Genomic DNA, 24,825 nt, shown 5'->3' on the forward strand with positions numbered 1-24,825 from the left:
ATAGATGATTCAGCCGAACTGGCGCGAACTGGTCGATTTCGACAAACTTGCCGCATGGATGGACGGGTTGGGCTTGGAATCCGGTCCGGTTTTGGACGCCGTGCCGCTTGCTGGCGGGACGCAGAACATACTGCTGCGGTTCAAGCGGGGTGGGCGTACGTTCGTGCTGCGGCGGCCGCCGAGTCATCCGCGCCTGGACGGTAATTTCACCAACAGGCGAGAGGCGCGCGTGCTCGGCGCGCTTGCCAACACGGACGTCCCGCATCCGCGCCTGATCGCGGCCTGCGACACGCCAGACGTGCTCGGTGGCGCCTTCTACCTGATGGAGTCGATCGACGGATTCAACGCCTCTATGGCTTTGCCCCAGCCCTTCTCGGAGTCTGCCGACCTGCGGCGGCAGATGGGCTTTTCGATTATCGACGCGCTGCTCTCGCTCGGCCGCGTCGACCACATCGCTGTCGGGCTCGGCGATTTCGGCAAGCTCGACGGGTTTCTGGAGCGTCAAACCCTACGCTGGCGTGCCCAGCTCGAAAGCTATCGCGAATATGACGGCTGGCCTGGGCCACAATCGCTGAAGCATGTGGATGAAATCGGCAAATGGCTAAGCGAGAATCGACCAAAATCGTTTCAGCCGGGCGTCTTGCATGGCGACTATCACCTGTCCAACGTTCTCTACCGTTTCGACGTGCCGCAAATCGCCGCGATCGTCGATTGGGAGTTAGCGACGATTGGCGACCCACTGGTCGATCTCGGTTGGATCATGGCGACTTGGCCTGATCCGGAAGGCCGGGGAACCTCCGACACCCGCGTGAAGCCGTGGGATGGATTTCCTGTGATAGCCGAATTGATCGAGTACTACGGAAAACATGCCACACGCGATGTTTCGAACATCGCCTGGTATGGCGTCCTGGGGTGCTACAAGCTCGGCCTCATTCTGGAAGGCACATTCGCGCGCGCCTGCGCCGGCAAGGCGCCGGTCGAGACGGGGGAGCGTTTGCACAAGTCCTGCGTTGGACTGCTGGAGCGCGCTGCCGGGATGATCGACGGTCGTTGAGGCAATGCGGCGATTCCCACAGCCTGAGCTGAAAGGTTTTCGCTGCTTCAGCATCGGGATCTCAGTTAGTGTGTCAGCCCACAGTCCATAATTAATTTGGATTGAGTTTGCATGAATTTTCGATTGGACCGGGGGGCCGCAATCAGCCCATTTTCGCGGCCGAATACGATTTCATAAGCTCCTTTCCCAAGCTCCAACGCTTTGACGGACAAAATCATGCGTGACTACAGAGAACTCAGCCGGTCAATTGCAGGTTCGACGGTCCTGGTGACGGGGGCTGCAGGCGGCATGGGGCGTGCAACTGCTCGTCTGTTTGCGGTTGAAGGCGCAAATGTTGCTGTTACCGATTACTTGGCAGCTGGCGCGGACGAAGTCGCGCGAGAGCTCGTAAGCAAGGGTTACCAAGCCAAGGCGTGGAAACTGGACGTCGCGGACGGTGGCGAAATTCGAGCCGTAGTAGATGAAGCGGCCAGTTATTTTGGCGGTATTGATATCGTCATCAACAATGCAGGCGTTTCTGGCGCAATGGCGATCGATGCGCCGGGTTACGAAGATCAGTGGGACAGGCATCTGGCAATCCTGCTCACCGCGCATCAGCGGATCGTGAGAGCGTCGCTTCCCTATCTGCGCAAATCCAAATCTCCGCGAATCGTAAACATAGCCTCGACCGAGGCGCTCGGTGCCACGGCGCTTCAAAGCGCATATTCCGCCGCTAAAGGCGGTGTCGTCAGCCTTACGCGCTCCCTCGCGGTCGAACTTGGCCGTGAAGGAATTACGGTCAACTGCATCTGCCCCGGCCCAATCACAACCGGCATGACGCAGCGGATCAGCGACGAACACAAAGCGACCTACGCGAGACGGAGAACCGCGCTTGGTCGCTACGGCGACCCGGAGGAAGTTGCCCATATGACCCTCAGCCTTTGCTTGCCGGCGGCCTCGTTTCTGACGGGGGCAATCATTCCTGTCGATGGCGGATTGATGGCCCGCAACGGCTAATACTTCACCAAGAATCGCTACGTGCCGTGAGTGGCACGCGGCCCACGTCTGTGGAAAGATGGCCGTTTGCGCGGCTCGTCACCCAAGCTCTCACATCAGGTATGTCGACCAGAACTCGGCGTGGCGGCGGATTCGACAGTTGCAGCTTTCGCTGCGCACCAGAACGCTTCGGCCGCCGGCCTTGGCGGTTGCACGCCGCGTGCGAGCACGAGCATGGTCGCAATATCCATGCCCTCGATATCCCGCACAACCATGCGGTCATTGGCGCGTACGGGCTGATCGTCGAACCAGCCGAGCGTCACAGCCGACATACGCATCAGCGCGCCATATCTCTCCACTGCCAAAGCATTGCCTTCGGGCGGTCGGACCAGAACCGCCTGCGCCTGCGTGAGCTTTTGTATTACTGCTTCAGATAGCGAGACGCCGTGCGAACGATTGATGATTGCGATTCTTTCGCCGGCGAGCCTTGCGAGCGGGATCGATGCAAGCCCTGCAAGCGCGTCCTCCTGCGGTGTTAGCAGGCGCACGGGCCGGCGGTGCAGTACGAGACGCTCGATGCCTTCTGACGGTATCTCGTCGGCGAACATCGATTGCTGGCTAGGAGCCGCCTCGTGTTCGAGCACGATCGCGAGCTCCAGCCGTTTTTGCTGCAGGTCGTCGTAGACCGCGCGCTGCGTGCGCACAGAAATGCGGGTGGGGATATCCGGGTTGTCATGTAGATGCCCGTCGGTCAGCGCGATGCGTTCGGCGATGATCGCGGTGTAATAAGTTGCGCCGATCAAAAGCTGGTTGGCGCTGATGTCGCCTGCCATACGACGCGCGAAGTCGGTTTCGGTGACGATCCGCCGCGCATTGCCCAGAAATAGATTGCCTTGCGCCGTCAATTCGACCCGCCGACTTGTGCGGGTGAACAAGTCGAAGCCAAGCCGCCGCTCGAATTCCTTGATCAGCGCCGACAAGGCGGGCTGCGACATGTTCATGATGGCCGCCGCCCGTCCGAACGATCCGTGTTCGGCGACCGCCAAAAAACAGCGATAGGGTTTGGCGTCGAGATCCATGAGGTCCTAATCGATAAGAAGATTGGATCAATCTGTCAAAACTAATCTATTGGACCGCGCCCGGTATCGTCGAGCAAATAGCGCTGGATCGCCGTTGTCATGGATTATCCGGCGTGGGCGTCGATAAAGGGAGATAGAAAATTGGATTTCGATCATTCTGAAAAAGTTAAGAAGCTGATCGCGCAACTCAATCGCTTCATGGACGCCCACGTCTATCCAGCCGAACAGGCCCGCTACGACTGGATCGCCGACCATAAGAACCTCTGGAAATACTGGCCGGGCGTTGACGACCTCAAGGCGAAGGCAAGGGCCGAGGGCCTTTGGAACCTGTTTCTGCCGCATGAATACGGCGACTACAGCCCGGGCCTCACCAATCTCGAATACGCCCCGCTCGCCGAGATCATGGGTCGCGTTCCGTGGTCATCGGAAATCTTCAACTGCGCCGCGCCTGACACCGGCAATATCGAAGTGCTCGCAAAGTTCGGTTCGGAGGCGCAGAAGAAGCAATGGCTCGCGCCGCTGCTCGCCGGTGACATCCGCTCGGCTTACCTCATGACCGAGCCGCAGGTCGCCTCTTCCGACGCCACCAATCTCGAAACGTCGATCAAGGCCGACGGCGACGATTACGTCATCAATGGCCGTAAGTGGTGGATTTCCGGCATCATGGATCCGCGCTGCAAGCTGCTGCTGTTGATGGGCAAGTCGAACCCGGAAAACAGCCGCCACACTCAGCATTCCACGATCATCATTCCGCGTGAAACGCCCGGCATTCACATCGTGCGCAACCAAACCGTATTCGGCAGCATGAATTCGCCCGGCGGCGAAGCGGAACTGCGTCTGGAGAACGTGCGCGTCCCGAAGTCCAATATGATTCTCGGCGCGGGCCGCGGCTTTGAAATCGCGCAGGGACGTCTTGGTCCGGGCCGCATCCATCACTGCATGCGCTCGATCGGCCAGGCGCAGCGCGCGCTGGAGATCATGGCGAAGCGGGTCGAAAGCCGCGTTGCCTTCGGCAAGAAACTCTCGGATCAAAGCAGCATCCGTCAGGATGTCGCCCGCTCCTGGTGCGAGATCGAGCAGGCGCGCTTGCTCACGCTGAAAGCCGCCGACGCCATGGACAAATATGGCAACAAGGTCGCGCGCGATCTGATCGCCGCCATCAAGGTGATCGCGCCGCAAATGGCCCAGACTGTTACCGACCGCGCGATCCAGTCGCACGGCGGCATGGGCGTCAGCGCCGACACGCCGATCGCCGGTTTCTTCACCTTGAACCGCATGCTGCGCATCGCCGACGGTCCGGACGAAGTGCACATGTCGCAACTCGGAAAATTGAAGATCAAAGAATTCAACGCTGGATAGGAAGCCAAGGTCCTTTGGCGACGGCATCAAAACGATGATCGGACCCGATCATCCACCCTACGCCTTATGCGCCCGTCCAAATTGGCATCGATCGGCAGGTCCAGATCCAGCTTTAAGTGTGGCTATCCGGGCGGTGTAAACGCGCCTGCGATCCATAACCAATTTGGATTGAATTACGATGAATTTTCGATTGGACCGATGGCTAGGCCCAGCCGGACAATCGGGCGGTGTCTGCGGATAGGCTGCCGAGTCGGTTTTCGCGTGCCGTTTCGATCGCATGCGAGAGGCCGTCTCTCACACGATGTGAGTTGGACGATTGTTCCATTCGAGAAAATAGAGCGCCACGCATCGTCAGGGCGCATAAAAAATCGATAAGGGGAAACGTCATGAAGGCGAATGTTTTGATCTCGGTGTGCACGCTCGTGGCTTTCAGCGTCGCTGCTGAGCCCACAGTTGCGCAGAAGGCCTACGATCCTGGCGCCTCGGACACCGTAATCAAGATCGGAAATACGGTGGCGTACAGCGGGCCGGCGTCTGCTTACGGTACACTCGGCAAGGCCGATGCAGCCTATTTCGAAATGGTCAATGCGAACGGCGGCGTCAACGGCCGAAAAATCGAGTTTATCTCCCGTGACGACGCATTCAGTCCTCCGAAGACCGTCGAGCAGACGCGCCGTCTCGTTGAAGAGGATCGCGTGCTGTTCATGTTCAACGCGCTGGGAACGGCGCCGAACAGTGCAGTGCAGAAATATCTGAATAACGCGAAGGTGCCGCAGCTTTTCATCGCCGCAGGGGGGCGCAAGTTCACGGACATTGCGAATTTCCCCTGGACGATGGCCCTTCAGCCGAACTTCAATATCGAAGCGAAGATCTACGCCAAATTCATTCTCAACGAACATCCGGACGCAAAAATCGCCGTGCTGTATCAGGCCGACGATCTCGGCAAGGACTATCTGTCGGGGCTCAAGGAGGGTCTCGGCGAGAAGGCGCGCACGATGATTGTCGGCGAAGTCCCCTATCAAATCACCGATGCGACGATCGATTCGCAGATGGTCACGTTGAAGGCGACGGGTGCGAACGTGTTCTTCAGTGCGTCGACGCCGAAATTCGCCGCGCAAGCTCTTCGTAAAGCTGCGGAACTGGGCTGGAAGCCACTGCACATTCTGACCGGAGGTGTCAGTTCGGTGGGCGCGGTATTGAAGCCCGCAGGCCTTGAAAATTGTATTGGGGCGATCAGCGCAACGGCGTCGAAGGACGTCACGGACCCCAAATGGCATGACGATCCAGGCTATCTTGCCTGGGCCGCCTGGATGAAAAAATATTATCCCCAAGGTGACATGTCGGACGGCCTCAATGCCGGAGCCTACACCGCCAGTGAAGTGATCGTGCAGGTGCTGAAGCAGGCCGGCGACAATCTCACGCGCGAGAACGTCATGAAGCAGGCGCTGAATCTGGATTTCCAACCAACGATGTTGCTGCCAGGGATCCGGGTGAAGACAACTCCGACCCAATCCGCGCCAGTGACGTCGATGCAGCTTCATCGCTTCGATGGCAAGCACTGGGAACTGTTCGGCGACATCATCACTCAATAGATCGCCGCGCTCGCCGTCCGTTGGAGAGCGATGGACGACAACGCCTCCAAGCAAAACCTGAAGGGAGACATTGATGGGCGTAGTCTGGATCGGCGATCGAAAAATCGAAGGAGCCGAAATCAGCCGGCGGAGCGCTCAAGCGGCGACGGGCTTTCGAAACCTCGGCGTCGTTCCGGGTGATTGCGTCGCGCTATGCCTGCGCAACGACATTGCGTTTTTCGAAGCCGGCATTGGCGCGGCCCAGATCGGAGCCTTTCGCGTCGCCGTCAACTGGCACTACACGCTGGACGAATTTCAATACCTGATGATCGACTCCGGGGCGAAGGTCCTTGTCATTCATGCGGATTTGCTGAAGCCGTTGAGAGCGGGTGTACCTGATGGCGTCACGGTGATCGTTGTCCCGGTGCCGGATGAAATCCGAAGAGCCTATGGGCTCGACGACGACATGACGAAAATGCCGGAAGGTTCTTTGAATTGGGAAACCTGGCGGGAGAGTTTCGCAGTTGACGTGTCGCCGCCGGCCGAGGTCCCCAGCACGATCATCTACACGTCGGGAACGACGGGACGTCCCAAGGGTGTGAAGCGGACGATACCAACTCCCGAGCAGACCGCCGTCCAGGCCGCCATGCTGGCGCTGTCCTACGGGTTTACCGACCTTCTTGATCGCCCGTCCGAAATCGTCACCGCCATCGTCGGCCCGATTTATCACGCGGCTCCGAACGCGCATGCCAATTTTTCATTCAAGTTTGGCGCGAACATCGTGGTCACCCCACGTTTCGACCCCGAAGAGTTGCTTCGCCTTATCGAAAAACACCGCATCACCCATCTGAACATGGTGCCGATCATGTTCAACCGGCTGCTCAAGCTGCCGAACGACGTGCGCACCAGATATGATCTCTCGTCGCTGCGCTTCGTTGCTCATGCTGCGGCACCGTGCGCACCGGACGTCAAGCGCGCCATGATCGATTGGTGGGGACCGATCATCAACGAATACTACGGCACCACCGAAACCGGCAACGTGACCTTCTGCACGTCCGCCGAATGGCTCGCCCATCCGGGCACAGTCGGCCGGGCCATCCCGCGTGCCGAAATTCGCATCGTCGATGCTTCAGGCAAGGAGGCGCCGCGTGGGACGGCTGGCATCGTCTCGACGAAGCTTTGGGGCGTTGCCGAGTTCACCTATCACGGCGACGAGTCAAAGCGTCGTTCCGCCGAGATTGGCGGACTGATTACGCCGGGCGATATTGGCTATCTCGATGAGGAGGGATTTCTGTTCTTGTGCGATCGCGCCAACGACATGATTATCTCGGGCGGCGTCAATATCTATCCGGCAGAGATCGAGGCACAGTTGCAAGGCATGCCGGGGCTTGCCGATTGTGCCGTATTCGGCATTCCGAACGCCGAGTACGGCGAGTCCATCTGCGCTGTCGTGCAACCACAACCCGGGGCCGAATTGACCGAAGCTGGCGTCTTGCAGTTCCTTACCGGAAAAATCGCCGGCTACAAGATGCCGCGGCGTGTGGAATTCAAATTCGAACTGCCGCGCGAGGATTCAGGCAAGATTTTCAAGCGCAAGCTGCGCGAGCCGTTTTGGGAGAATACGGGACGCTCGATCTGACATCACCGACGCGTAGCGACGATGCAATCCAGGCCTTCGCGTTGCTCTGGATTGTTTCGTTCCGCGGCCATGAAAGGATAGGCGGGCAGCTCCGTATCCGAAACAGATTGTCCCCGGAAGTCAAATCGGCGTGAAAGACTCCAGCGCTAACCGTGTGTCCGGAACCAGGTGTGTCCATGAAAGCCATTCTCTGCTCGCAATACTGCCAACCCGACGATCTCGTGCTGGCCGATGTGCCCGATCCGGCGGCCGGGCCCGGCGAAGCTGTGATCGCGATCAAATCTGCGGCGCTGAATTTCTTCGACACACTGATGATCCAGGGCAAGTACCAGATCAAGCCGCCGTTCCCGTTCTCGCCGGCCGCTGAAGTCGCGGGCGTGATTGAGAGCGTCGGCTCCGGCGTCAGCGACCTCAAGGTGGGCGACCGCGTGGTGGCATCGTGCGGCTACAACGGCGCGCGCGAAAAGATCGCGCTGCCGGCCAATTCGATCGTGAAAATTCCCGACAATCTGGATTTCGACCGCGCCGCAGGGATAACTATCATCTACGGCACCGCGCTGCACGCGCTGGAAGATCGCGCCAGCCCCAAGCCCGGCGAGACCCTCGCCGTGCTCGGTGCGGCCGGCGGCACGGGCCTCGCCGCCTGCGAGCTTGGCAAACTGATGGGCCTGAAGGTGATCGCCTGTGCCTCGTCGGATGAAAAACTCGAGTTTGCCAAGGCCCACGGCGCCGAGCTTGGCCTGAACTACAACAATGAAGATCTCAAGGAGGGCTTGCGACGCCTTACGGACGGCAAAGGCGCTGATATTATTTTCGATCCAGTCGGCGGTACCTATGCCGAGGCGGCACTGCGTTCGATCGCATGGGAAGGTCGCTTTCTCGTGATCGGTTTCGCCGCCGGCGACATTCCGAAGATGCCGCTCAACCTGCCCCTCTTGAAAGGCTGCGACATCCGCGGCGTATTCTGTGGCGCATGGGCGCGGCTCAATCCGCGGAAGTATCGCGCCAACCTGGAAAAGCTCGTAAATTGGGCCGCCGACGGCAAGATCTCCTCGCATGTCGACCGCACCTTCCCGTTAGCGCAAACCGCCCGCGCTCTGAAAGTGCTCGCTGGCCGCAACGCGATGGGCAAGGTGATCCTGCATCCGTGACGCAGGTGCTCTCGGGTATCGGAGCAAGCGCCATCGAAGCAGAGCGCGCCGCCGGGGAAAATCGCTCGCAAGCCGAGGACGCTCGCTGGGAGACGCAGAAACACAAGACGTCCGGTAGCGTGACCTCAGCAAAAGAGTCTAGCTACTCGAATATGGAGCGCGTCAACGGCAGTTTTCGGCCGTAGCTCAAATGGTGGTTTTTGGCCCAAGAGGATCAAAATGCCTTATTTTTCAAGAGGGATTGACTGACACTCTCTCCGCCATTCTGCGTCGCAGCTCTCCCCTGTATCCGATTGTTCGAATCTACCGCAAAGCCACCGAAAATTTCGGCGATGTTGCGCGTTTCTTCGCGCAAAGCCGTAGTTTTTCACCGTGGGTTCGGAGGAGGGTTCTTCCGCCACTACGCTCTTCTCCTCTGTATCCATTGCTCAAAGCACCCCCAAAAACAACGAGTAGGCGGTAAAGGCGGTTGCGGCCGTTCGCGATGCTACGCTTTGCTACCGCGCAAACCGTAGCATCTGGCCGTGGGTTCGGAGCAGCGGCGCTATCCCCCGAGCGACGGAGAGATCACCGCGCTCGCGCACTACCTGGCGCATCTGTCGCGCAAGCTCCGCGAAAGTGTGCAGCGGTCGTTGGAAAAATCATGCACAAAGCTTGAGGCACGCGATCAGCCACGCGTTTGCTCGTAGGCCTTCAGATGCGTATAGGCCGTGCGCAGCCGGGGCACCGGAATTTTTGCGGTGTCAGCGCGCGCAATCAGGTCGCCAATCACATGATCGGCTTCGACCGGCTGGCCCGCCTTGATGTCGCGGAACATCGATGCTGTGAGCGCCGAGCCTTCCGTGGTGAACATCCCTGTCGCGCGTTCCAGCGCGGGCGCGCGGGGCGGATAGCCTTCGCCGGTCGCGACCGCCCTGCATTCGTCGAGCATGCCAAGCAGGAAGTCCTTGCCGCCGGTCGCCGCCAGGATCGTGCCGATCGGGGCGCGCATCAGGCTGGTCGAGGCCGCGAACGACGCCAGGAACACCCATTTCTCCCACATGTCCTGCAGGACGGTCTCGCTCGCCGCGCCGTCGAAATTGCAGCTTCTGACGACGTCCGCGATAGCGCGAACCCGGTTTGACATTTTGCCGTCGCGCTCGCCGAAACCAAGCGATTGCATCGGGCCCAGTTGGACCACTTCGCGCTTCTCGTTCAGTGTCACCGCAATCGTGCAGAGCCCGCCCAGCACGTGGCTCGCGCCAAATTTCTTGTCGAGAACGTCCAGATGACGGATGCCGTTGAGCAGCGGGATGATCGAGGTGCCCTCGCCTACCGCCGGCGCGAACGACTTGACCGCATCGTCGAGGTCGTAAGCCTTGCAGCTCAACAGCACGACGTCAAACTTGTCCTTGATGGTGTCGGCCTGGGCGACAGGCGGATTTTTCAGCGTTACGTCTCCGTTCGGGCTTTTGATCACGAGGCCCGCGGCGGCAAGCTCCAAGGCGCGGCGCGGCCGCACCAGAAAGGTGATGTCGTGGCCGGCTTGCTGCATCCTGCCGCCGAAATATCCGCCAATGGCCCCCGCGCCAACGATGAGAATACGCATCTCTCAATTCCTGTTGTTGCTGTTGGGCAGGTAACGATCCTGCCAATTTCCTCCGAGCGGGAAGATTTCCATCTCAAACGTCAGGCGCTTTTGGGCCGTTGGTGGAGTTGTCAATAGGCGCGTTGTCTTGCTCATCGTCACAACCCCACCCGCAAGAACCCAAAGCCCTTGCAGACATTGCATCGTTCGTCGGGATGTGCGGTGAGATCACCCCGAGTCGTGTAAACGGTGTTCTTCTCAAAAAACTTTCCCTCCTCATCTAATTCCCCACAGTCACGGCAAATAATGTAGCCAAAACCATCTTCGGTTGGCCAAGTCCGCCCCTCATAAAAGGCTTCGGGGTCCGCTTTCTTGTCAGATTGACACGAGATCATGGCGGGCACCGCCGTCGCGGGATCGAGTTTCAGTCGCATCGTCTTGGGGCCTGCGTGCGTCAGTGTTCGGAGATGAACGCGATCGCGCGCCGAACCGAGTCGTAGTCGCGCAAAGCGCCGTTCTCGGCTAGGCGAAGGTCATGTATGACGAGCGTCATCATGCTGGTTGATGTAGGACGCCGGCCCATTTCAAACCACCCGATTCCCGACAAGCATCAGCTAAGGGGGTTGTAGGTCGCGCCGGGCGGCGGCGATGCCCGCCTTCCAGGCGTTGGAAAACTTGCCGCCTGGCCGTAACTCGAATGGTGAGTTTTGGTCCGGGAAAGTCGAAAATGCTTTGTCTTTCAATGGGAGTTGACTGACACTCTCTCCGCCATAATCCCCTGCACCCTTCACACCAACGAGATACCGCGCACAGGCTTATTGGTACAGGTCGACGACGTGCGCGTCGTAGATTTGGATATTGGGGCGAGCAAATCGGACATCTGCGCGATCGGTCGTCACCATTTCGGAGCTGGCGCTCGTGTGTTTGGTGGCCAGACGACGATCTCCAGGATTTTGCGCGCCTGACATCGCTCGAATTCTTCGTTGAGCGATGAAAGACGGCCATCAAGCACTCAAAGAGACCAGAGGGCGTTCCGACGGGGCCGATAGCGAAACGCTATCGCTGTGAGCATCACGCATCTTGCGGCGCGGCTGCGCCGGCGGTCCGTCGCCGTGCCGGCAGGAAAAATCCGGCGATCGCGCCGGCCAACGACAGCGTTGCGGCCAGGCTCATCGCCGCCGCAAATCCGCTCTCGAAATGCGCGGCCGAATCGACCCCGCCGTTGGCCGAGAAGATCGCCACCAGCGCAGCGATGCCGAACATGCCGCCGAGGAAGCGGCCCATGTTGAAGACGCCGGACGCCTTGCCCATTTCGGCCACCGCGACCGAGCTCAGGACGGCGTTCTGCGCTGCCGGCATCGCCATCGAGACTCCGACGCCGGCCAGCACCAGCGGCGCGACCAGGGCGGAGTAGGAAACCGCGGGGCTCACGATCTCGGCGATCCAGCCAAGGCCGATCGCCTGCATCAGCAATCCCGTCACCACCAGCGGTCGCTCGCCGAACCTGTTGACAACCGCGCCGGCCACCGGGGCGGTAACGAACAGCGTCGCCGTCCAGGGCAGCAGGCGAAGTCCGGCGCCGAAGGCGTCGAAGCCCAGGGCGGTCTGCAGGAACTGCGGCAGCAGGAACAATACGCCATACATCGCGGCGTAGAACAGCACGCTTGCGGACATGCCGGCGGCGAGGGCGCGCGATGCAAACAGCCGCATCGGCACCATCGGCGCGGCCGCGCGCAATTCCCAGAGCACGAAGCCGGCTGTGAACACCAGGCCTGCCATCAGCGTGCCCACGACCTCGGCGCTCGCCCACCCCACAGCGTTGCCGCGCAACAGGCCCCAGACCAGCGCCAGCGCCGCGAGGGCGACAAGCGATAGTCCGGGGATGTCCAATGCCGCAGCCGGTCCGAAGCTTTCGCGCAATCGTGCCAGCACCAGGCCGATCGCGATCAGGCCGATCGGCAGGTTGATCCAGAACACCCAGCGCCAGCCGAAATGTTCGGTGATGAAGCCGCCGATGGCCGGGCCGATGATCAGCGCGCATCCGGTGATGCTGCTGAAAATGCCGAGCGCGCGGGCGCGCTCCTCCCGGCCGAACGTGCCGCTCAGGATCGCCATCGCCAGCGGCATCACCAGCGCGGCGCCGGCGCCCTGCAGCGCGCGGGCGGCGATTAGCGCGGTGGCATTGCCTGCGAGCGCACAGGCCGCCGATGCAACGACGAACAGGGCGATCCCGGCCGCGAACATGCGGCGGCGACCGAAGCGGTCGCCGAGCGCGGCGCCGGTCAAGAGCAGCACGGCAAAGGTCAGGTTGAAGGCGTTGACGGTCCATTGCAGCGTCTCGACCGGGCTGCCGAATTCGGCGCGGATGGCTGCGAATGCCGTCGTAATGATCATGGCGTCCAGCGCCATCATGAAGGATGCCAGCGCGGTGACGCCAAGCACCCAGTTCTGCTCGGCGCGATTGGTCGGGGTCTGCATCGCCCTGTCTCCGTGTGTCGCGCCACCCTGTCGCGGCGCGTTCTGCGGGCTAGACGAGGCCGGAGGGGCAAAGGATGCGCCCAGAAATAATTTTTCCCGGGCCGCATCCTTTGGCTGCGGGCAAACGTCCTAGGGTGACGCGGCCACTTGCTCGAACTTGATCCGGGAAAGTGGGACACTGGTTGACGCTACATCCATCTCCTTTTTGGCCTGCCTATCTCGGAAAGCATATCGGCATGACGCAAACCACTCACCTTTCATGCACGTGCGGACAAACCCGTCTTGCCGTCGAGGGAACGCCCATCGTTGCCGCCGAATGCTGTTGCACAAGTTGCCGGACTGCTGGCGGCAGGCTGGAAGCCTTGCCTGGCGCACCGAAAATTGTGGAGCCCAACGGCGCGACTCAAATGATTCTCTATCGCAAGGACCCTCCATTTTGACAAGGGCACCGAGCTGCTGAGAGAACATCGGCTCACGCCGCAATCGGCCACCCGCCGTGTGGTCGCCGTCTGTTGCAACACACCCATTTTCCTGGAGTTCACGAAAGGGCATTGGCTGAGTCTCTATGGACGTCTTTGGTCTCCAGAAGCGCGACCCCGTATTGAAATGCGCACAATGACGAGTGACGCGCTTCCAGGTGCCAACCTCTCCAACGATATTCCAAACCCCAAGCGTCAAACCGTGTCTTTCTTCGTCAAGCTGCTGTCTGCCTGGCTCGCGATGGGCTTCAGTGTTCCGAAGATTGCCTTCGTGAAGGGAAAGATCGACGACTGAGCAGGATGACAAGATCGAAATTACCCAACGGTTGCCCACTCTACGACCGAGCAGCGGGACCAGCAGTTCGCGGATCTTGCGCGCGCCCCAGTGCGGCTTCTCGGCCTTCTGATTGATGCTGCGTTGAACGAACCAAAGTTTCCGCTGTCTCGCAATGTAAAAGCGGCACTGCCAAAATTGCGAAATGTTGGTCATCGCTCGGCTCACGGTCGATTTTTACTGCTCAACGAAGCGACATCGAAAAAGCCGAGGATGGGGTACGGATCGCCGTCGAAGAGTTTCTGCACCATGCCGGTTTGCTTAATTGATCGCGGATCAACGGCCAGTCTTGTCCAGATCCTCCGTCGATAACCTGCCGTCTCGATTGCGATAGCTCTTTTATTGGCGGGAAATTCCGTAGATTGGCGCGGAGAGCTGCCGTGGCGCACATGCGTCAGGCGGGATGTCGCACCGCCGTGCCTTGATTATTGTCGATAATGTACCGCCAGAACCCATCCGCGCCGCGCCGCATGATGTCGCTTGCTGTGCCGTGCATGTGCACGATCTTGCCGTCAGGACCTGTTCCGTCAATTGACCAGTCCAGCACAATCTGGGCGGTGTCGCCGCCGACGAGCACATGGCGCACACTTGCCTTTAGCGGCAGGCCGAGCTTGATATCGTGCTCGAGTATGGCCGTGAACTCGGCGCGATCAGTGATGGTTCGCCCGTCGTTCGCGACGAATACCGCCTCCGGGGCGTACAAGGCCATCATTGCTTCGATCTTTCCGGAGTTAAATCGCTTAAGCAGGGACGGGATAACGCCTTCGGGTTCAGTTGGGAGTGGAAAGCTCTCGGACATTGGGGGTCTCCTGTTCGTGTTGGTTTAAACGGTTGCCCGCGGCGTTACTCGATGAAGGACCCTCGACGAGGTCGTCGCCGCCTTCAGCCCGCTGTGCGCCCGTCCAATCCCAAAGGCATCGCGACTGGCTCCTCAGGCGCGTTAAGGACCGACGTTGTGAGCAGGACAGCGGCTGCGAGGATCCAGTAGTACCAGGCGTCGAGCCCGAAGAATTTGAAGGCAAACGGGGCGATCACAAAGACCACTCCGACGGCGCGATCGACCCAAAGGTGCAGCCAGTAGGGAATGATGTGGACGAGCCCGGTCGGATGGTCGGTCAGGGCGGCCAAGAGCAGTGCTGCGACACCGACAACAACCGAAAGCCACATTGCGAGCGGTCCACTCTGCCCGAGCTTCAACACAAACGGCGCTGCGATCAAGACGATCGCGACGGGGTAATCGATCAGGTAGGCGTGGATGGACTTGGTAATGAAGCGAAACGACATCGGTAACTCCTACATGTTTGGTCGCTCAAGCGGTCCTTGCGACGCTGCGGGTATTTCTCTCTCGCGCTCTAGCGTGCGCAATGCGGTCGGCGACGGCCGCGGGGGTCTTCCTCGCGCAGTCCGGCCACCAGGCGCTCGTGCGTTGCTCATATCGGCACTCGCCAGCCGGCCGGACCAGGATCGGCCCGATGGGCGTGTGTCGCTCAGGGACGAACGCGGATGATCGTCTTCCCCTTGCGTCGCTCAGTCGGGTTCAAGGCGGCGACGGCGTCGTCGAGGGTCGCGACGTTGCCGATGTTCGTCCGCAGTCGTCCGTCTCGCACCCGCTGGACGATCTCACTCAGTTGGGCTCGATCGGACTCGACGACGAAGTCGACCGCGCGGCCGTCGACGGGCCGTGCTTCGGCCGGTCCGACGATGGACACCAGCGTTCCTCCGGCTCGGACCATCCTTGCGGACCGCTTCCCGATGTCGCCACCGATGCTATCGAACACCAGATCGACGCCGCCGACGTCTTCCAGGGCGTCGTTGTCGAGGTCGACGAACTCCTTCGCGCCGGAGTCGAGCACCTTCTGACGGTCGGCGGCTCGTCCGGTGCCGATGACGTAGGCGCCGAACTCTCGTGCGAGCTGCGTCACCATCGAACCGACTGCGCCCGCCCCGCCGTGCACGAGTACGCTCTGTCCCGCCTGAAGGCGGCCGTGCTCGAACAGTCCCTGCCACGCGGTGAGGCCCGAGATTGGCAGGCTCGCGCCCACCGTGAAGTCGACGTCGCCCGGGAGCGGCGCGAGGTTGCGCGCCTCCATGGCTACATACTCCGCCAGGGTGCCGTCGCGATACCAGTCGGCGAGGCCGAACACTCGCTGTCCCACCGACAGTCCCGTCGTGCCGTAGCCGAGAGCGGTGACCACTCCGGCCAGCTCGTGCCCGGGGATCGACGGTATTCGATCACGGTCAAGACGATCGGTCCAGGTCGAGGGCCACTCCAGCTCAGTCGGGACGAATCCCGACGCATGCACCTGAACCACGACGTCGTTGATCGCCGCCTGCGGCTCGGCCCGCTTCACCAGCTTCATGCCGGCTGTTCCCGCCGCTTGTTCCGTCACAACGATCGCCTTCATGATCTTCTCTTTGGTCATTTGCCTCTTCGGGCTCGGGAGCGTGGACGCGCCGGCTTTCGACAAAATGTCATCCATTGTGGAACTCCTCTTCTTTGCTTCTGCACTCAGCGCTTTCTGCCGGGTTCCCGCCAAGCCTGATGGATCGGGATCGCTCCGGTCGCGGGCGTTGGCGGATAGATGCATTGCAGCTGTTCATAAAACAGTCCCAAGACTGCCGATTTTGGCTGTACCATTGCGCGATGGCTGTCCTCCCGATCCAACTCGATCGTGCCAGAAGGACTCCGCTGGCTACCCAGATTTATTCGGCAATCCGAGACGGCATCGAAAACGGACGGCTCGCCTCGGGCGCGCGGTTGCCCTCCTGGCAGGATTTGGCCTCGCAACTCGGCGTCTCCCGCGGCACCGTGCGTGTGGCTTATGAGCGTCTCGTTGCCGAGCAATTCGTGATTGGTCAAGGGCCGGCAGGAACACATGTGGGCGAGCGGCAGACCCGATCCTCAATACCTGATTGGTTGCCGGACTCCCCGCTTCTGCCGGACCTCTTCTACGAATTCGGAAACGCGCCGTTGGCATTTCAGATGGGCGTGCCCGCTCAGGACGCCTTTCCGTTCAAGCTGTGGTCACGCATCGTTACTCGTGAGACCCGGCGGGTTGCGGCGGCGCCGGTGACGTATCCGGATCCGCGTGGCGATCCAGAGCTGCGAATGGAGATCGCGGCTTACCTCGGGCTGGCCCGCGGGCTTCAGTGCAATCCCTCGCAGGTGCTCATAACAGGAGGATTCTCCGGTGCGCTCGGTCTAGCAATCCGAGGGCTCCAGCTTGGAAGGATGGGAGCTTGGATCGAGGATCCCGGCTTTCCGCTCACTCGCACCGCACTCGGCCTGGCTGGCATGGCCGTGACGGCTGTCCCGGTCGATGCGGAAGGGCTGGATGTTGCCGCTGGTGTCCGGACCGCCGCTGGAGCGAAATTGGCCATCGTGACACCAGGCCAGCAGGCGCCGCTCGGGATGACGATGTCTCAACCGCGGCGGTTAGCGCTGTTCGATTGGGCTCGGCGCAACGACACCTGGATCATCGAGGACGATTACCTGAGCGAACTGCAGCTGAAAGGACGGGCGGCTCCGGCTCTTGCATCTCTCGATCATGGAGGACGGGTGCTGCACATAGGCAGTTTCAGCAAAACGATCAGCCCGGCGCTGCGCCTGGGTTTCATGGTTGTGCCGCCGGAACTGATTCGTCGGTTCGCTGATCTCGCTGCTTCCCTGGCGCCGGCGCCGGCTGCAGGCATGCAGCGCGCTGTGGCGGAATTCCTGCGGGACGGTCACTATCTTCGCCATCTGCGCCGCATGAAGCGGCTTTACGCCGCTCGACGGGAGGCTCTGCTTCGTTGCCTGGGAGAAATGGCGCCTAATTCGATAAAGATCCAGGCGACTGCCGGTCTTGCAGTGGTGATCTTGCTTCCCAAGTCCGCGTCGGACGTGGACATCGCTTCACGTGCGCTGGAGTTCAGCCTCGCGCCGGCTCCGATGTCGGCGTGGTACATGCAGCCTCCCCGACAGCAGGGACTGCTGCTCTGCGTGACCAACCTCGATGAACGGCGGCTGCCGGCAGACTGTCGCCGGCTATTGGAGTTGGCGCGATAGCAAGTTCACCGGCGCATACCGGTGTTCAGCACCGGCTCGATTGGAAGCCGGCACGGACCGGATGACATTCGATCGGCTTGGCGAACGAGACACCAAACCATTTGCTCGTCAACGAGCCATCATGGTCGATCCAGGGGATCGGGGGCAATTGCGGCAGGTACGACGCATACGGCATCACTTTCGCAAGCGTCACCCTGTACGGAAACCGTGCGAGGAAAGCCTTGTTCATTCCGCCGTCAAGCCCGCTGTAGATCGGGGCAGCCGGCAAATTGTCTCCAAGCAATTGCGCGGTGGCGCGCTCGTCGGCGCGCTGTTTTTCCTGCGCCCGCCGCGCGACTTCCGGATTGACGACGAAGGGGGGACATTTTTCGTTTCCTTTGAACACGAGAGGCTGCGGCGAATTCGGCGGAGGTTGCGCATCGAATACATAGCGGCGGTTGCACACATCCACCTTGGGTTCGAGTTGTGTTGTCTCGAAATGATCGTTACCGACCTTGAGCATTTTCCAGAAGCGCAGGTTCGGACTATCTCGATGCCGCGCCAGATTCGTCGGCGTCAGGCGAAACGGATAGGCCTGGACCTGAAACGACGGCCGGCCGCTGAGCGAGTCGCGCGCCAGCGCATAGATCTCGCTGATCTGTTCGTCGGTCATGGCATAGCAACCGGCCGACAGGCAGTCGCCATGGATCATGAGGAAGCTGCCGTTACGCTTGTTCGCCTTGTCGAAGCTGTTGGGGAAGCCGAAGTTGATTGAAAGATGGAAGTTGGAGTTGGGATTCATCAACTCGGGTGTGATCGTATAAAACCCTTCCGGAGCCTGCCGGTCGCCCTCATACAATTTCGGCCCGAGATCGCCCGACCACCGGCAGATCGGATAAGTCTTGAGGATCTGGAAGCGGCCGGTCGTGTCCTGTTTCCAGACTTCGAGTTCGGCCTCCTCCTTGAAAAGACGCACGACGATCGGCGAATATTTCGGCATCTTCTTCTGTTCGAGCAGCGCGAGCAGCTCGGCGGGCAGTTCCTGTGTTGCCTTGGCCGGCAACGGCTTGCTCAATGGTTTGCTGTTTTCGCCCTGGCCCATGGCCGGCGTCAGCCCTGCGGCAAACGCCGCCGCCAGCACGAGCGCGCGTCGGAGCATGGCGCGGATCACTGCGGTACCGCGCGCCGCTATTTCTCGAACCCGACGAACACCGTAGCTTCCTCCACCGACTTCCTTTCCGACACCACCGCATTCGCCGGAAACGTCTCATCCGGCCAGCCCAGCGCGATGCTTTTCATGATGACCTGATCGTCGGCTATGCCCGCATGCTCGCGCACCACGGGGGATTGCATGATGCCCTGGCTGTTGATCACGGCGCCCAGCCCGCGAGACCAGGCGGCATTGACCAGGGCGGTCGCCACGGCGCCGCAATCGAAGGGCGTATCGTCGCTGCCGTCAAGCACGCGGTCATAGGTGATGATCACGCAGACCGGCGCGTCGAATTGACGGAAGCCGCGCAGCACCCAGTCCTGTCGCTTGTCCTTGTTGTCGCGTTCGATCCCCATCGCGGAGAATAATTGCTTGGCAACGCCGACCTGCCGGTCGCGGTGCACGCCCGCAAAGGCCTGGCCCGTGCGGAACTCGCGCGACTGCGGAATGCCCGCTACCATCCGCTCGGTGTTGCCGGCGCGGATTCGATCCAGCGGTTCGCCTGAAATGACGTAGAAATTCCAGGGCTGGGTGTTCATCGACGACGGCGCGCGCATCGCCAAACCAATGATTTCCGCAATCAGCGCCTTGGGCACCGGATCAGGTTTGTAACCGCGGATACTCCGGCGACCGAGAATAACGTCATCAAACTGCATCTGTGTGGGATTCCCTGATAAATTCTGAAACAGCCGGATTTTCGCGGTTTCCGCACGCTTGCGCAAGCGGCGGCGGCGTGCCCTCGACGGCCTGGCCACGCAGAACACGATCGCATCAATGTTGCGCGCACGCACTTGTCTAGCGAATTTCCGGGATGATGAAATTGTGCCGCTGATTTGCCCGACGTGTCAAGTTTTCGGCCCAAACCGCCGGGTGCGGCGGCCGACGGCTACTTTGCATGGGGTTGTTTTCGATATTTTTGGTAGGAGCCGCGGGCGACCCGGCGCAACGGCAACGTCCGGAAGGGCGCGCAGGCTTGTCAGGCTGTTGCTCAAATCGTCAGTTTTGGTCTGGAAAGGTCGAAAATATATTTCAATCTGGATTACGCCGCCGACCCTCGCGGTCTGCAATAGTACGGAAAGCCGCCCTGCATCGTGATCAGGCCGAGGGAATGAAATGACTTTTGACAAGCCAAAAATGGCCATCGTTGGCGCCGGCATCGGTGGTTTGACGCTCGCACTGAGCTTGTTGAAGTCTGGCTATCACGTCGATGTCTATGAACAGGCTGCCGAGTTGCTTGAACTTGGTGCGGGGGTGCAGCTCGCACCGAACGGCACACGGATTCTACGGCATCTCGGCCTGGAAGACGCGTTGCTTGCCGGAGGTGCGGTAGAGGCCGCCGGAAAGGAAGTGCGCATCTGGAATACCGGTGAGACGTGGCCGTTATTCGATCTTGGTGAGGATTCGGTGCGACGCTTCGGGGCGCCTTACTGGATGATTCATCGGGGCGACCTGCATCGCGAACTACTGTCCGCCGTCGTCAAGCTGGCGCCCGGTTCAGTGCACACCAGCCACCGTCTTGCGAGCTTCGATCAATCAGGCGACGGCGTCACGCTACACTTCGCGAACGGTGTCTCCGTTCAGGCCGATCTGATGATAGGCGCCGATGGAGTTCATTCAGTCGTGCGCAACGCGCTGGTCGGCGAACGGAAAGCCGAATTCACCGGAATTGTCGCGTGGCGGGGCATGGCGCCGATGAACGCGATCCCGGAGAGCCTGCGCCGAAATGTCGGCACCAACTGGATTGGGCCCGGCGGTCACTGCATCACTTACCCGGTACGGGGCGAGCGCCTGATGAATTTCGTCGGTCTGGTCGAGCGAAGCGACTGGGTCAAGGAATCGTGGGTGGAAGAGGGCACGATCGAGGAATGCCAGGCGGACTTCAAGGAGTGGCATCCCCACGTTCACGCCATTATTGAAAACGCCGGGACGCCGTTCCGCTGGGCGTTGCTGCAGCGCTCTCCGCTTGAGAAGTGGACGGTCGGACGAGTGACGCTTTTGGGCGACGCCTGCCATCCGACGCTGCCGTTTCTGGCTCAGGGCGCGATCATGGCGCTGGAAGACGGTATTGTGCTGACGCGCTGCCTCGACGCTTTTGAAGGGGATTTCGAAAAGGCGTTCGACCGATACGAACAATTGCGTCTGCCGAGGACCTCCGCAATCGTGAACGGCTCCCGGGCCAATATCGAGCGGTTCCACAATCCCTTATTGGCCTACCACGCAGCCGCGGTGAACTATGTCGAGACCGAATGGCAACCCGAAAAGGTCCGCCAGCGCTACGACTGGCTATTCGAATACGATGCGATGCAGGTGGCCATCTAGCTTTCAGGTGAGCTTTCAACGATGGTGAATAGCCGTCGCCCACCCTTGGGGGCGCGGGCGAAATGGCGGCGCGTTCTTGCGGCTATCAGGCGCGTGCAATTCGTTGGTCGCAACAGCGCTGGGTGCGTATGTCGTCAGATTTCATCCTTGTGCCAGGACCCCTGGTCCGGGCGTCGAGCTGGGAGCCAACGGCCGGGCATCTGCGGGCTGCCGGGCATCGTGTCCAGGTGCCGGACGTTTTGGCCCACCATGATACACCGCCGTCCTGGTCCACCTGGACCTCGCATCTCCTCGAACATATGACGTCCGCCGACGCGCCATTCGTCGTGGGCCATAGTTCGGCGAGTGTATTGGCTGCCGAACTGGCGACCAAGCTGCCCGTGAAGGGCGTCATCATCGTCGATGGGGAAGTGCCTCCGTCGCAAGGCGCGGCGTCGCCTGTCCGGCCGGCTTTACACGAGCACATCAAGGCGATTGCCGGAGCGGACGGAACGCTTCCAATCTGGTCGAGATGGTTTGCGGGCGACGCCCGGCGATTGTCTCTCGTCGGCCTGGATATTCTGGCAAGCGATCCCGTGGCCTTCGCCCGGTTCGAAGCCGAACTGCCAAGGATGCACGTCGGCTGGTTCGAAGACACGATCAAGCTTGCCAACTGGGACCATGTCCGCGCCGGCTTCATCCAGACTTCGCCGATCTATGATCACGCCTTCGCGGAAGCACAGCGGCGTGGCTGGCCGGTTACAAGACTGCAAGGCACGCATTTGCATCCTGCACTGCAGCCGGCAGAGACCGCGGATGCGATTATTTCGATGTCGCGTCAACTGGCTCGATCAGGGCCGCAATAGCCGCAGACCTCGACCGTCCAGCCTCTGCTCTACTCTTCATCCGCGTCCGGCGTCTTCCTCAGCATGAAATGTCCGAACGCCGAAGCGATGGGTTTCGCCGGGTCGTCCTGCCATGCCTGCGCTTCGAAGGCGACGACGCGCCGGCCCTGCTTCACGATCGACGCCCTCGCGTAGCTGTCCAGCGCGCGGCCGGAGCGCAGGTAATTGATGGTCAGACCGATCGGCTTGGGCGGCGCCAGTGCGCCGAGCTCGCGTGTCACCCCACAATCGCGGTCGTTTCCAGAAAGGCGCCGGTCATGCCGCCGTGGATGGCGGGCAACATCGGGTTGCCGATGATCGTTGGCGAGAACGGCATCACAAGCGTGTCGTCGTCGCCGATGCGGATACCAAGAGCGCGCGCGAAGGGGCTGTCGGCAAACGGGCTTGTCGGATCCTCCGGGGCTTCGAGGGCCGGAGGCGGGCCGTTGTGTATCCGCTCGTCGGTCAGCATGTTGGTCCGGTTCGCGCCAACCATGAAGCAGGCCGTCGCGGTGGCCACCGGATCATCTTCGGATTCCTGATAGGCAGAGGAGCGTACGAAGGCGATCGAGCGGGTGACGCGATAGCAGAGCGAATGCGCCTTGATGTCGAGGCCCGGTGTCGCGGGCTTCAGATAGTCGATGCGCAGGTCGAGCGTGGCAATCGATCGCGTTCCATCGAGGGCCAGCTGGACGGCCATGCCGCAGCTTTCGTCGAGCATGGCGGTGACGACACCGCCGTGAAGAACGCCTGTCTCGGTGTCGCCGACGAAGACGGGCCGGTAAGGCAGGCTCGACCAGGCCTCTCCTGGCGCGGCGCGGTCGAGCCGAAGTCCGCTGATAAATCCATAGACGGAACGGCGCGCTTCGATGGCCTTGGCAAGCTCGTCAAACGGCAGGGGCGCATTCAATGATTTGGTCATGCAGACGTTCTAGACCAACGTCGGGGCGTCGGCAAAGGAGGGGATGTCACTTCCCGAATGCGCGCATTTCCGGAATGAGCGGGGTTCGCGTTCGGCGCGGGCCAATGCGCCGGCATAGGTTGAGCAAGGGCCGCTCTGCAAGGATGTTGAGCAGCAGGCCAAGCGCCACGACGATGCCGCACGTGACAATCACCAGCAACAGGGGCGGAATGATTGGAACCAGGCTTGCAATAGAGGTGCTTGCCAACGACACCGTCTGCACCTGCGCGAGATAGATCGAATAGGACGCATCCCCCAGCCGCGCCAGCGCACGCTCTGGCCATGACGGATACATGCGCTTTCGGCTGACAAAGGCCGCCGCCGCAACCAGGCAGGCCGAGGGAATACCGAATACGATGACGCGGTTGGCGGGCTCCGTCACCAGCACGGCTGCGATCGCGCAGGCGGCGGCAACGGATATCGGCCAGCTGACCCGGCTATTCACGAATAGGCTGGCCGCGATGACGCCGAGAACGAATTCGAGGATCATCGGATCGACGAAGAACGCGTAATTTCCGAGCGTCGTGTCGATACCGGGGATTCGTCCCACAATTGCGATCGCAGAAAAAACCATCACGATGTTCCGCCAGACATCGCGTGTCAGCGCCATCAGTAGCGCCACGGCGAGATAAAAATACATCTCGTATTCGAGGGACCAGCCCATATAGAGGACCGGCATTTCGCCGTCCGTGAACGCGATGAACGCCAGCGATTTGAGGATGTGGCGGGGCGTATACCATCCTTCGGTACCGAACGTGTCGGGAAGCGTCATGGCCAGGATGACAACGGCGAAGGTCACCACAAAATACAGCGGCGCGATGCGCTCGACACGACGGCGCAGGAATTCCGCCGGCGTAAATGTCGCGCGATGGGTCGCATAAAAAATGATGAAGCCTGAAATGACGAAGAAAAGATCCACGCCATGCCCGCCGTGGGACAAGACGAACGAGATAGCGCTCTCGGGAACCTTGAATCCTTCCGGCGCGACACCCCAGGCATGAAAGGCAACGACGGCGACAGCAGCGATCAGGCGAAGAATCTGGATATAGACAAGCATCGAGTCTTATTAGCCCGCGGCGGAGGCGGCTACCAGCCTCGCCCACGAAGGGCGCTGGGATCTAGTTCCCTTGTTAAATGGCCAGGTCGTACGCGTCGATCGTCGCCTTGGCGCGAACAGCGACTTCCGCCGCCGTCATGCCGGGCTTGTAGAGGCTGCTGCCGAGGCCGAACGCGAGAATACCGGCCTTGATGTAGTCCGCGAAGTTCTTGTCGGAGACGCCACCGACGGCCGCGATCATCAGGTCGGCGGGAAGCACCGCTCGAATGGCGGTGATCCCCGCGGCGCCAAGCACGCTCGCCGGAAAGAATTTGAGGCTGGAGGCCCCCACCTTGGCGGCAAGCAACGCCTCCGTCGGGGTGAAGACGCCGGGCATTGTGACCATGCCGTGCGCCTGGGCCCGGGCAATGATTTCGGGGTCGACGTTGGGGGTGACCAGAAGCCGGCCGCCGACATCATGGAGCCGCTCGACGGCTTCCAATGTCAGCACCGTACCCGCGCCCACCAGGATCCCGGCCTGGGCTTTTTTGACGGCGATCTCAATGGAGCGAAACGGATCCGGCGAGTTGAGCGGGATCTCGATGGCCGTCATGCCGCTGTCGATCAGCACGCTGACGATATCCGCCGTTTCCTCAGGCCTCACGCCGCGCAGGATCGCGACCAGCGGACGCTTCATCGGAGGGAATGGGACAACGCTCATGT

General features: G+C 60.9%; 20 protein-coding genes and 2 pseudogenes. 10 read left to right on the top strand and 12 right to left on the bottom strand.

Annotated features, from left to right (window positions below; all coding sequences use genetic code 11):
* Positions 1 to 4: 4 nt before the first annotated feature.
* Positions 5 to 1,054, top strand: a complete 1,050-nt coding sequence (locus tag ACPPVP_RS02955; RefSeq protein WP_426531144.1) for a phosphotransferase family protein — start codon at positions 5 to 7, stop codon at positions 1,052 to 1,054.
* 216 nt (positions 1,055 to 1,270) lie between these two features.
* Positions 1,271 to 2,050: an SDR family NAD(P)-dependent oxidoreductase gene (locus ACPPVP_RS02960; RefSeq protein ID WP_426531146.1), complete on the top strand. Its 780-nt coding sequence runs from the start codon at positions 1,271 to 1,273 to the stop codon at positions 2,048 to 2,050.
* A 95-nt stretch (positions 2,051 to 2,145) separates the two neighbouring features.
* On the opposite strand, the gene ACPPVP_RS02965 is transcribed toward ACPPVP_RS02960, so the two are convergent.
* On the bottom strand, positions 2,146 to 3,108 hold the full coding sequence (locus ACPPVP_RS02965) for a LysR family transcriptional regulator (protein ID WP_426531148.1): 963 nt from the start codon (positions 3,106 to 3,108) through the stop codon (positions 2,146 to 2,148).
* 141 nt (positions 3,109 to 3,249) lie between these two features.
* Here ACPPVP_RS02965 and ACPPVP_RS02970 point away from each other — a divergent pair, with 141 nt between their 5' ends.
* From ACPPVP_RS02970 to ACPPVP_RS02985, 4 genes are all read left to right on the top strand, one after another.
* Positions 3,250 to 4,467 carry an acyl-CoA dehydrogenase family protein gene (locus ACPPVP_RS02970; RefSeq protein ID WP_426531150.1) on the top strand — a complete coding sequence of 406 codons (1,218 nt, stop codon included), beginning with the start codon at positions 3,250 to 3,252 and terminating at the stop codon, positions 4,465 to 4,467.
* Between the two features lie 386 nt (positions 4,468 to 4,853).
* The gene (locus ACPPVP_RS02975; protein ID WP_426538417.1) at positions 4,854 to 6,059 is read left to right on the top strand and encodes an ABC transporter substrate-binding protein; all 1,206 of its coding nucleotides are present in this window, start codon (positions 4,854 to 4,856) and stop codon (positions 6,057 to 6,059) included.
* Between the two features lie 73 nt (positions 6,060 to 6,132).
* Positions 6,133 to 7,677: an acyl-CoA synthetase gene (locus ACPPVP_RS02980; RefSeq protein WP_426531152.1), complete on the top strand. Its 1,545-nt coding sequence runs from the start codon at positions 6,133 to 6,135 to the stop codon at positions 7,675 to 7,677.
* A 176-nt stretch (positions 7,678 to 7,853) separates the two neighbouring features.
* The gene (locus ACPPVP_RS02985; RefSeq protein ID WP_426531154.1) at positions 7,854 to 8,828 is read left to right on the top strand and encodes an NADPH:quinone oxidoreductase family protein; all 975 of its coding nucleotides are present in this window, start codon (positions 7,854 to 7,856) and stop codon (positions 8,826 to 8,828) included.
* 667 nt (positions 8,829 to 9,495) lie between these two features.
* On the opposite strand, the gene panE is transcribed toward ACPPVP_RS02985, so the two are convergent.
* The 3 genes and pseudogenes from panE to ACPPVP_RS03000 all read right to left on the bottom strand — a co-directional run bounded on the left by panE (position 9,496) and on the right by ACPPVP_RS03000 (position 12,873).
* Positions 9,496 to 10,416, bottom strand: coding sequence for a 2-dehydropantoate 2-reductase (panE, locus tag ACPPVP_RS02990; protein ID WP_426531156.1), 921 nt, complete (start codon positions 10,414 to 10,416; stop codon positions 9,496 to 9,498).
* Positions 10,417 to 10,852: 436 nt separating this feature from the next.
* Positions 10,853 to 10,951: pseudogene (locus ACPPVP_RS02995) on the bottom strand (6-O-methylguanine DNA methyltransferase); the annotation flags it as partial.
* Positions 10,952 to 11,466: 515 nt separating this feature from the next.
* A complete protein-coding gene (locus ACPPVP_RS03000; RefSeq protein WP_426531158.1) occupies positions 11,467 to 12,873 on the bottom strand; it encodes an MFS transporter in 1,407 nt (468 codons plus the stop codon).
* Between the two features lie 615 nt (positions 12,874 to 13,488).
* On the opposite strand from ACPPVP_RS03000, the gene ACPPVP_RS03005 reads away from it, so the two are divergent.
* Entirely contained in the window at positions 13,489 to 13,647 is a 159-nt protein-coding gene (locus tag ACPPVP_RS03005; RefSeq protein WP_426531160.1) for a hypothetical protein, read from the top strand.
* A 433-nt stretch (positions 13,648 to 14,080) separates the two neighbouring features.
* Here the strand turns inward: ACPPVP_RS03005 and ACPPVP_RS03010 are convergent, their stop codons facing one another.
* From ACPPVP_RS03010 to ACPPVP_RS03020, 3 genes are all read right to left on the bottom strand, one after another.
* Complete coding sequence (locus ACPPVP_RS03010) at positions 14,081 to 14,485, bottom strand: YybH family protein (RefSeq protein ID WP_426531162.1); 405 nt, start codon at positions 14,483 to 14,485, stop codon at positions 14,081 to 14,083.
* An 83-nt stretch (positions 14,486 to 14,568) separates the two neighbouring features.
* Positions 14,569 to 14,970: an SPW repeat domain-containing protein gene (locus ACPPVP_RS03015; protein ID WP_426531164.1), complete on the bottom strand. Its 402-nt coding sequence runs from the start codon at positions 14,968 to 14,970 to the stop codon at positions 14,569 to 14,571.
* 203 nt (positions 14,971 to 15,173) lie between these two features.
* Complete coding sequence (locus tag ACPPVP_RS03020; RefSeq protein ID WP_426538419.1) at positions 15,174 to 16,091, bottom strand: NADP-dependent oxidoreductase; 918 nt, start codon at positions 16,089 to 16,091, stop codon at positions 15,174 to 15,176.
* Positions 16,092 to 16,330: 239 nt separating this feature from the next.
* On the opposite strand from ACPPVP_RS03020, the gene ACPPVP_RS03025 reads away from it, so the two are divergent.
* Complete coding sequence (locus ACPPVP_RS03025; protein WP_426538421.1) at positions 16,331 to 17,734, top strand: PLP-dependent aminotransferase family protein; 1,404 nt, start codon at positions 16,331 to 16,333, stop codon at positions 17,732 to 17,734.
* Positions 17,735 to 17,759: 25 nt separating this feature from the next.
* On the opposite strand, the gene ACPPVP_RS03030 is transcribed toward ACPPVP_RS03025, so the two are convergent.
* Both ACPPVP_RS03030 and ACPPVP_RS03035 read right to left on the bottom strand, forming a co-directional pair.
* Entirely contained in the window at positions 17,760 to 18,872 is a 1,113-nt protein-coding gene (locus tag ACPPVP_RS03030) for a L,D-transpeptidase family protein (RefSeq protein ID WP_426531166.1), read from the bottom strand.
* A gap of 29 nt (positions 18,873 to 18,901) precedes the next feature.
* Complete coding sequence (locus ACPPVP_RS03035; RefSeq protein ID WP_426531168.1) at positions 18,902 to 19,579, bottom strand: nitroreductase; 678 nt, start codon at positions 19,577 to 19,579, stop codon at positions 18,902 to 18,904.
* A gap of 457 nt (positions 19,580 to 20,036) precedes the next feature.
* On the opposite strand from ACPPVP_RS03035, the gene ACPPVP_RS03040 reads away from it, so the two are divergent.
* Entirely contained in the window at positions 20,037 to 21,242 is a 1,206-nt protein-coding gene (locus tag ACPPVP_RS03040; protein WP_426531170.1) for an FAD-dependent monooxygenase, read from the top strand.
* 128 nt (positions 21,243 to 21,370) lie between these two features.
* Positions 21,371 to 22,087: an alpha/beta hydrolase gene (locus tag ACPPVP_RS03045; protein WP_426538423.1), complete on the top strand. Its 717-nt coding sequence runs from the start codon at positions 21,371 to 21,373 to the stop codon at positions 22,085 to 22,087.
* A 29-nt stretch (positions 22,088 to 22,116) separates the two neighbouring features.
* Here ACPPVP_RS03045 and ACPPVP_RS03050 read toward each other — a convergent pair.
* The 3 genes and pseudogenes from ACPPVP_RS03050 to ACPPVP_RS03060 form a co-directional block, all read right to left on the bottom strand.
* Positions 22,117 to 23,027: pseudogene (locus ACPPVP_RS03050) on the bottom strand (PaaI family thioesterase).
* 46 nt (positions 23,028 to 23,073) lie between these two features.
* Complete coding sequence (locus tag ACPPVP_RS03055; protein ID WP_426531171.1) at positions 23,074 to 24,123, bottom strand: acyltransferase family protein; 1,050 nt, start codon at positions 24,121 to 24,123, stop codon at positions 23,074 to 23,076.
* Between the two features lie 73 nt (positions 24,124 to 24,196).
* Positions 24,197 to 24,823 (bottom strand): 2-dehydro-3-deoxy-6-phosphogalactonate aldolase, encoded by a 627-nt coding sequence (locus tag ACPPVP_RS03060; protein ID WP_426538425.1) that lies wholly within the window; start codon positions 24,821 to 24,823, stop codon positions 24,197 to 24,199.
* Positions 24,824 to 24,825: the final 2 nt, after the last annotated feature.

Origin of the sequence: Bradyrhizobium sp. McL0615 (assembly GCF_049993905.1) — a bacterium.
Classification (GTDB): Bacteria; Pseudomonadota; Alphaproteobacteria; order Rhizobiales; family Xanthobacteraceae; genus Bradyrhizobium.

Bases quoted from the DNA above. Each gene is read 5' to 3' on its own strand.
- ACPPVP_RS02955 (WP_426531144.1), top strand. From the start codon at position 5: ATGATTCAGCCGAACTGGCGCGAACTGGTCGATTTCGACAAACTTGCC.
- ACPPVP_RS02960 (WP_426531146.1), top strand. From the start codon at position 1,271: ATGCGTGACTACAGAGAACTCAGCCGGTCAATTGCAGGTTCGACGGTC.
- ACPPVP_RS02965 (WP_426531148.1), bottom strand. From the start codon at position 3,108: ATGGATCTCGACGCCAAACCCTATCGCTGTTTTTTGGCGGTCGCCGAA.
- ACPPVP_RS02975 (WP_426538417.1), top strand. From the start codon at position 4,854: ATGAAGGCGAATGTTTTGATCTCGGTGTGCACGCTCGTGGCTTTCAGC.
- ACPPVP_RS02980 (WP_426531152.1), top strand. From the start codon at position 6,133: ATGGGCGTAGTCTGGATCGGCGATCGAAAAATCGAAGGAGCCGAAATC.
- ACPPVP_RS02985 (WP_426531154.1), top strand. From the start codon at position 7,854: ATGAAAGCCATTCTCTGCTCGCAATACTGCCAACCCGACGATCTCGTG.
- panE (WP_426531156.1), bottom strand. From the start codon at position 10,416: ATGCGTATTCTCATCGTTGGCGCGGGGGCCATTGGCGGATATTTCGGC.
- ACPPVP_RS03000 (WP_426531158.1), bottom strand. From the start codon at position 12,873: ATGCAGACCCCGACCAATCGCGCCGAGCAGAACTGGGTGCTTGGCGTC.
- ACPPVP_RS03005 (WP_426531160.1), top strand. From the start codon at position 13,489: ATGACGAGTGACGCGCTTCCAGGTGCCAACCTCTCCAACGATATTCCA.
- ACPPVP_RS03010 (WP_426531162.1), bottom strand. From the start codon at position 14,485: ATGTCCGAGAGCTTTCCACTCCCAACTGAACCCGAAGGCGTTATCCCG.
- ACPPVP_RS03015 (WP_426531164.1), bottom strand. From the start codon at position 14,970: ATGTCGTTTCGCTTCATTACCAAGTCCATCCACGCCTACCTGATCGAT.
- ACPPVP_RS03020 (WP_426538419.1), bottom strand. From the start codon at position 16,091: ATGAAGGCGATCGTTGTGACGGAACAAGCGGCGGGAACAGCCGGCATG.
- ACPPVP_RS03025 (WP_426538421.1), top strand. From the start codon at position 16,331: ATGGCTGTCCTCCCGATCCAACTCGATCGTGCCAGAAGGACTCCGCTG.
- ACPPVP_RS03030 (WP_426531166.1), bottom strand. From the start codon at position 18,872: ATGCTCCGACGCGCGCTCGTGCTGGCGGCGGCGTTTGCCGCAGGGCTG.
- ACPPVP_RS03035 (WP_426531168.1), bottom strand. From the start codon at position 19,579: ATGCAGTTTGATGACGTTATTCTCGGTCGCCGGAGTATCCGCGGTTAC.
- ACPPVP_RS03040 (WP_426531170.1), top strand. From the start codon at position 20,037: ATGACTTTTGACAAGCCAAAAATGGCCATCGTTGGCGCCGGCATCGGT.
- ACPPVP_RS03045 (WP_426538423.1), top strand. From the start codon at position 21,371: ATGTCGTCAGATTTCATCCTTGTGCCAGGACCCCTGGTCCGGGCGTCG.
- ACPPVP_RS03055 (WP_426531171.1), bottom strand. From the start codon at position 24,123: ATGCTTGTCTATATCCAGATTCTTCGCCTGATCGCTGCTGTCGCCGTC.
- ACPPVP_RS03060 (WP_426538425.1), bottom strand. From the start codon at position 24,823: ATGAGCGTTGTCCCATTCCCTCCGATGAAGCGTCCGCTGGTCGCGATC.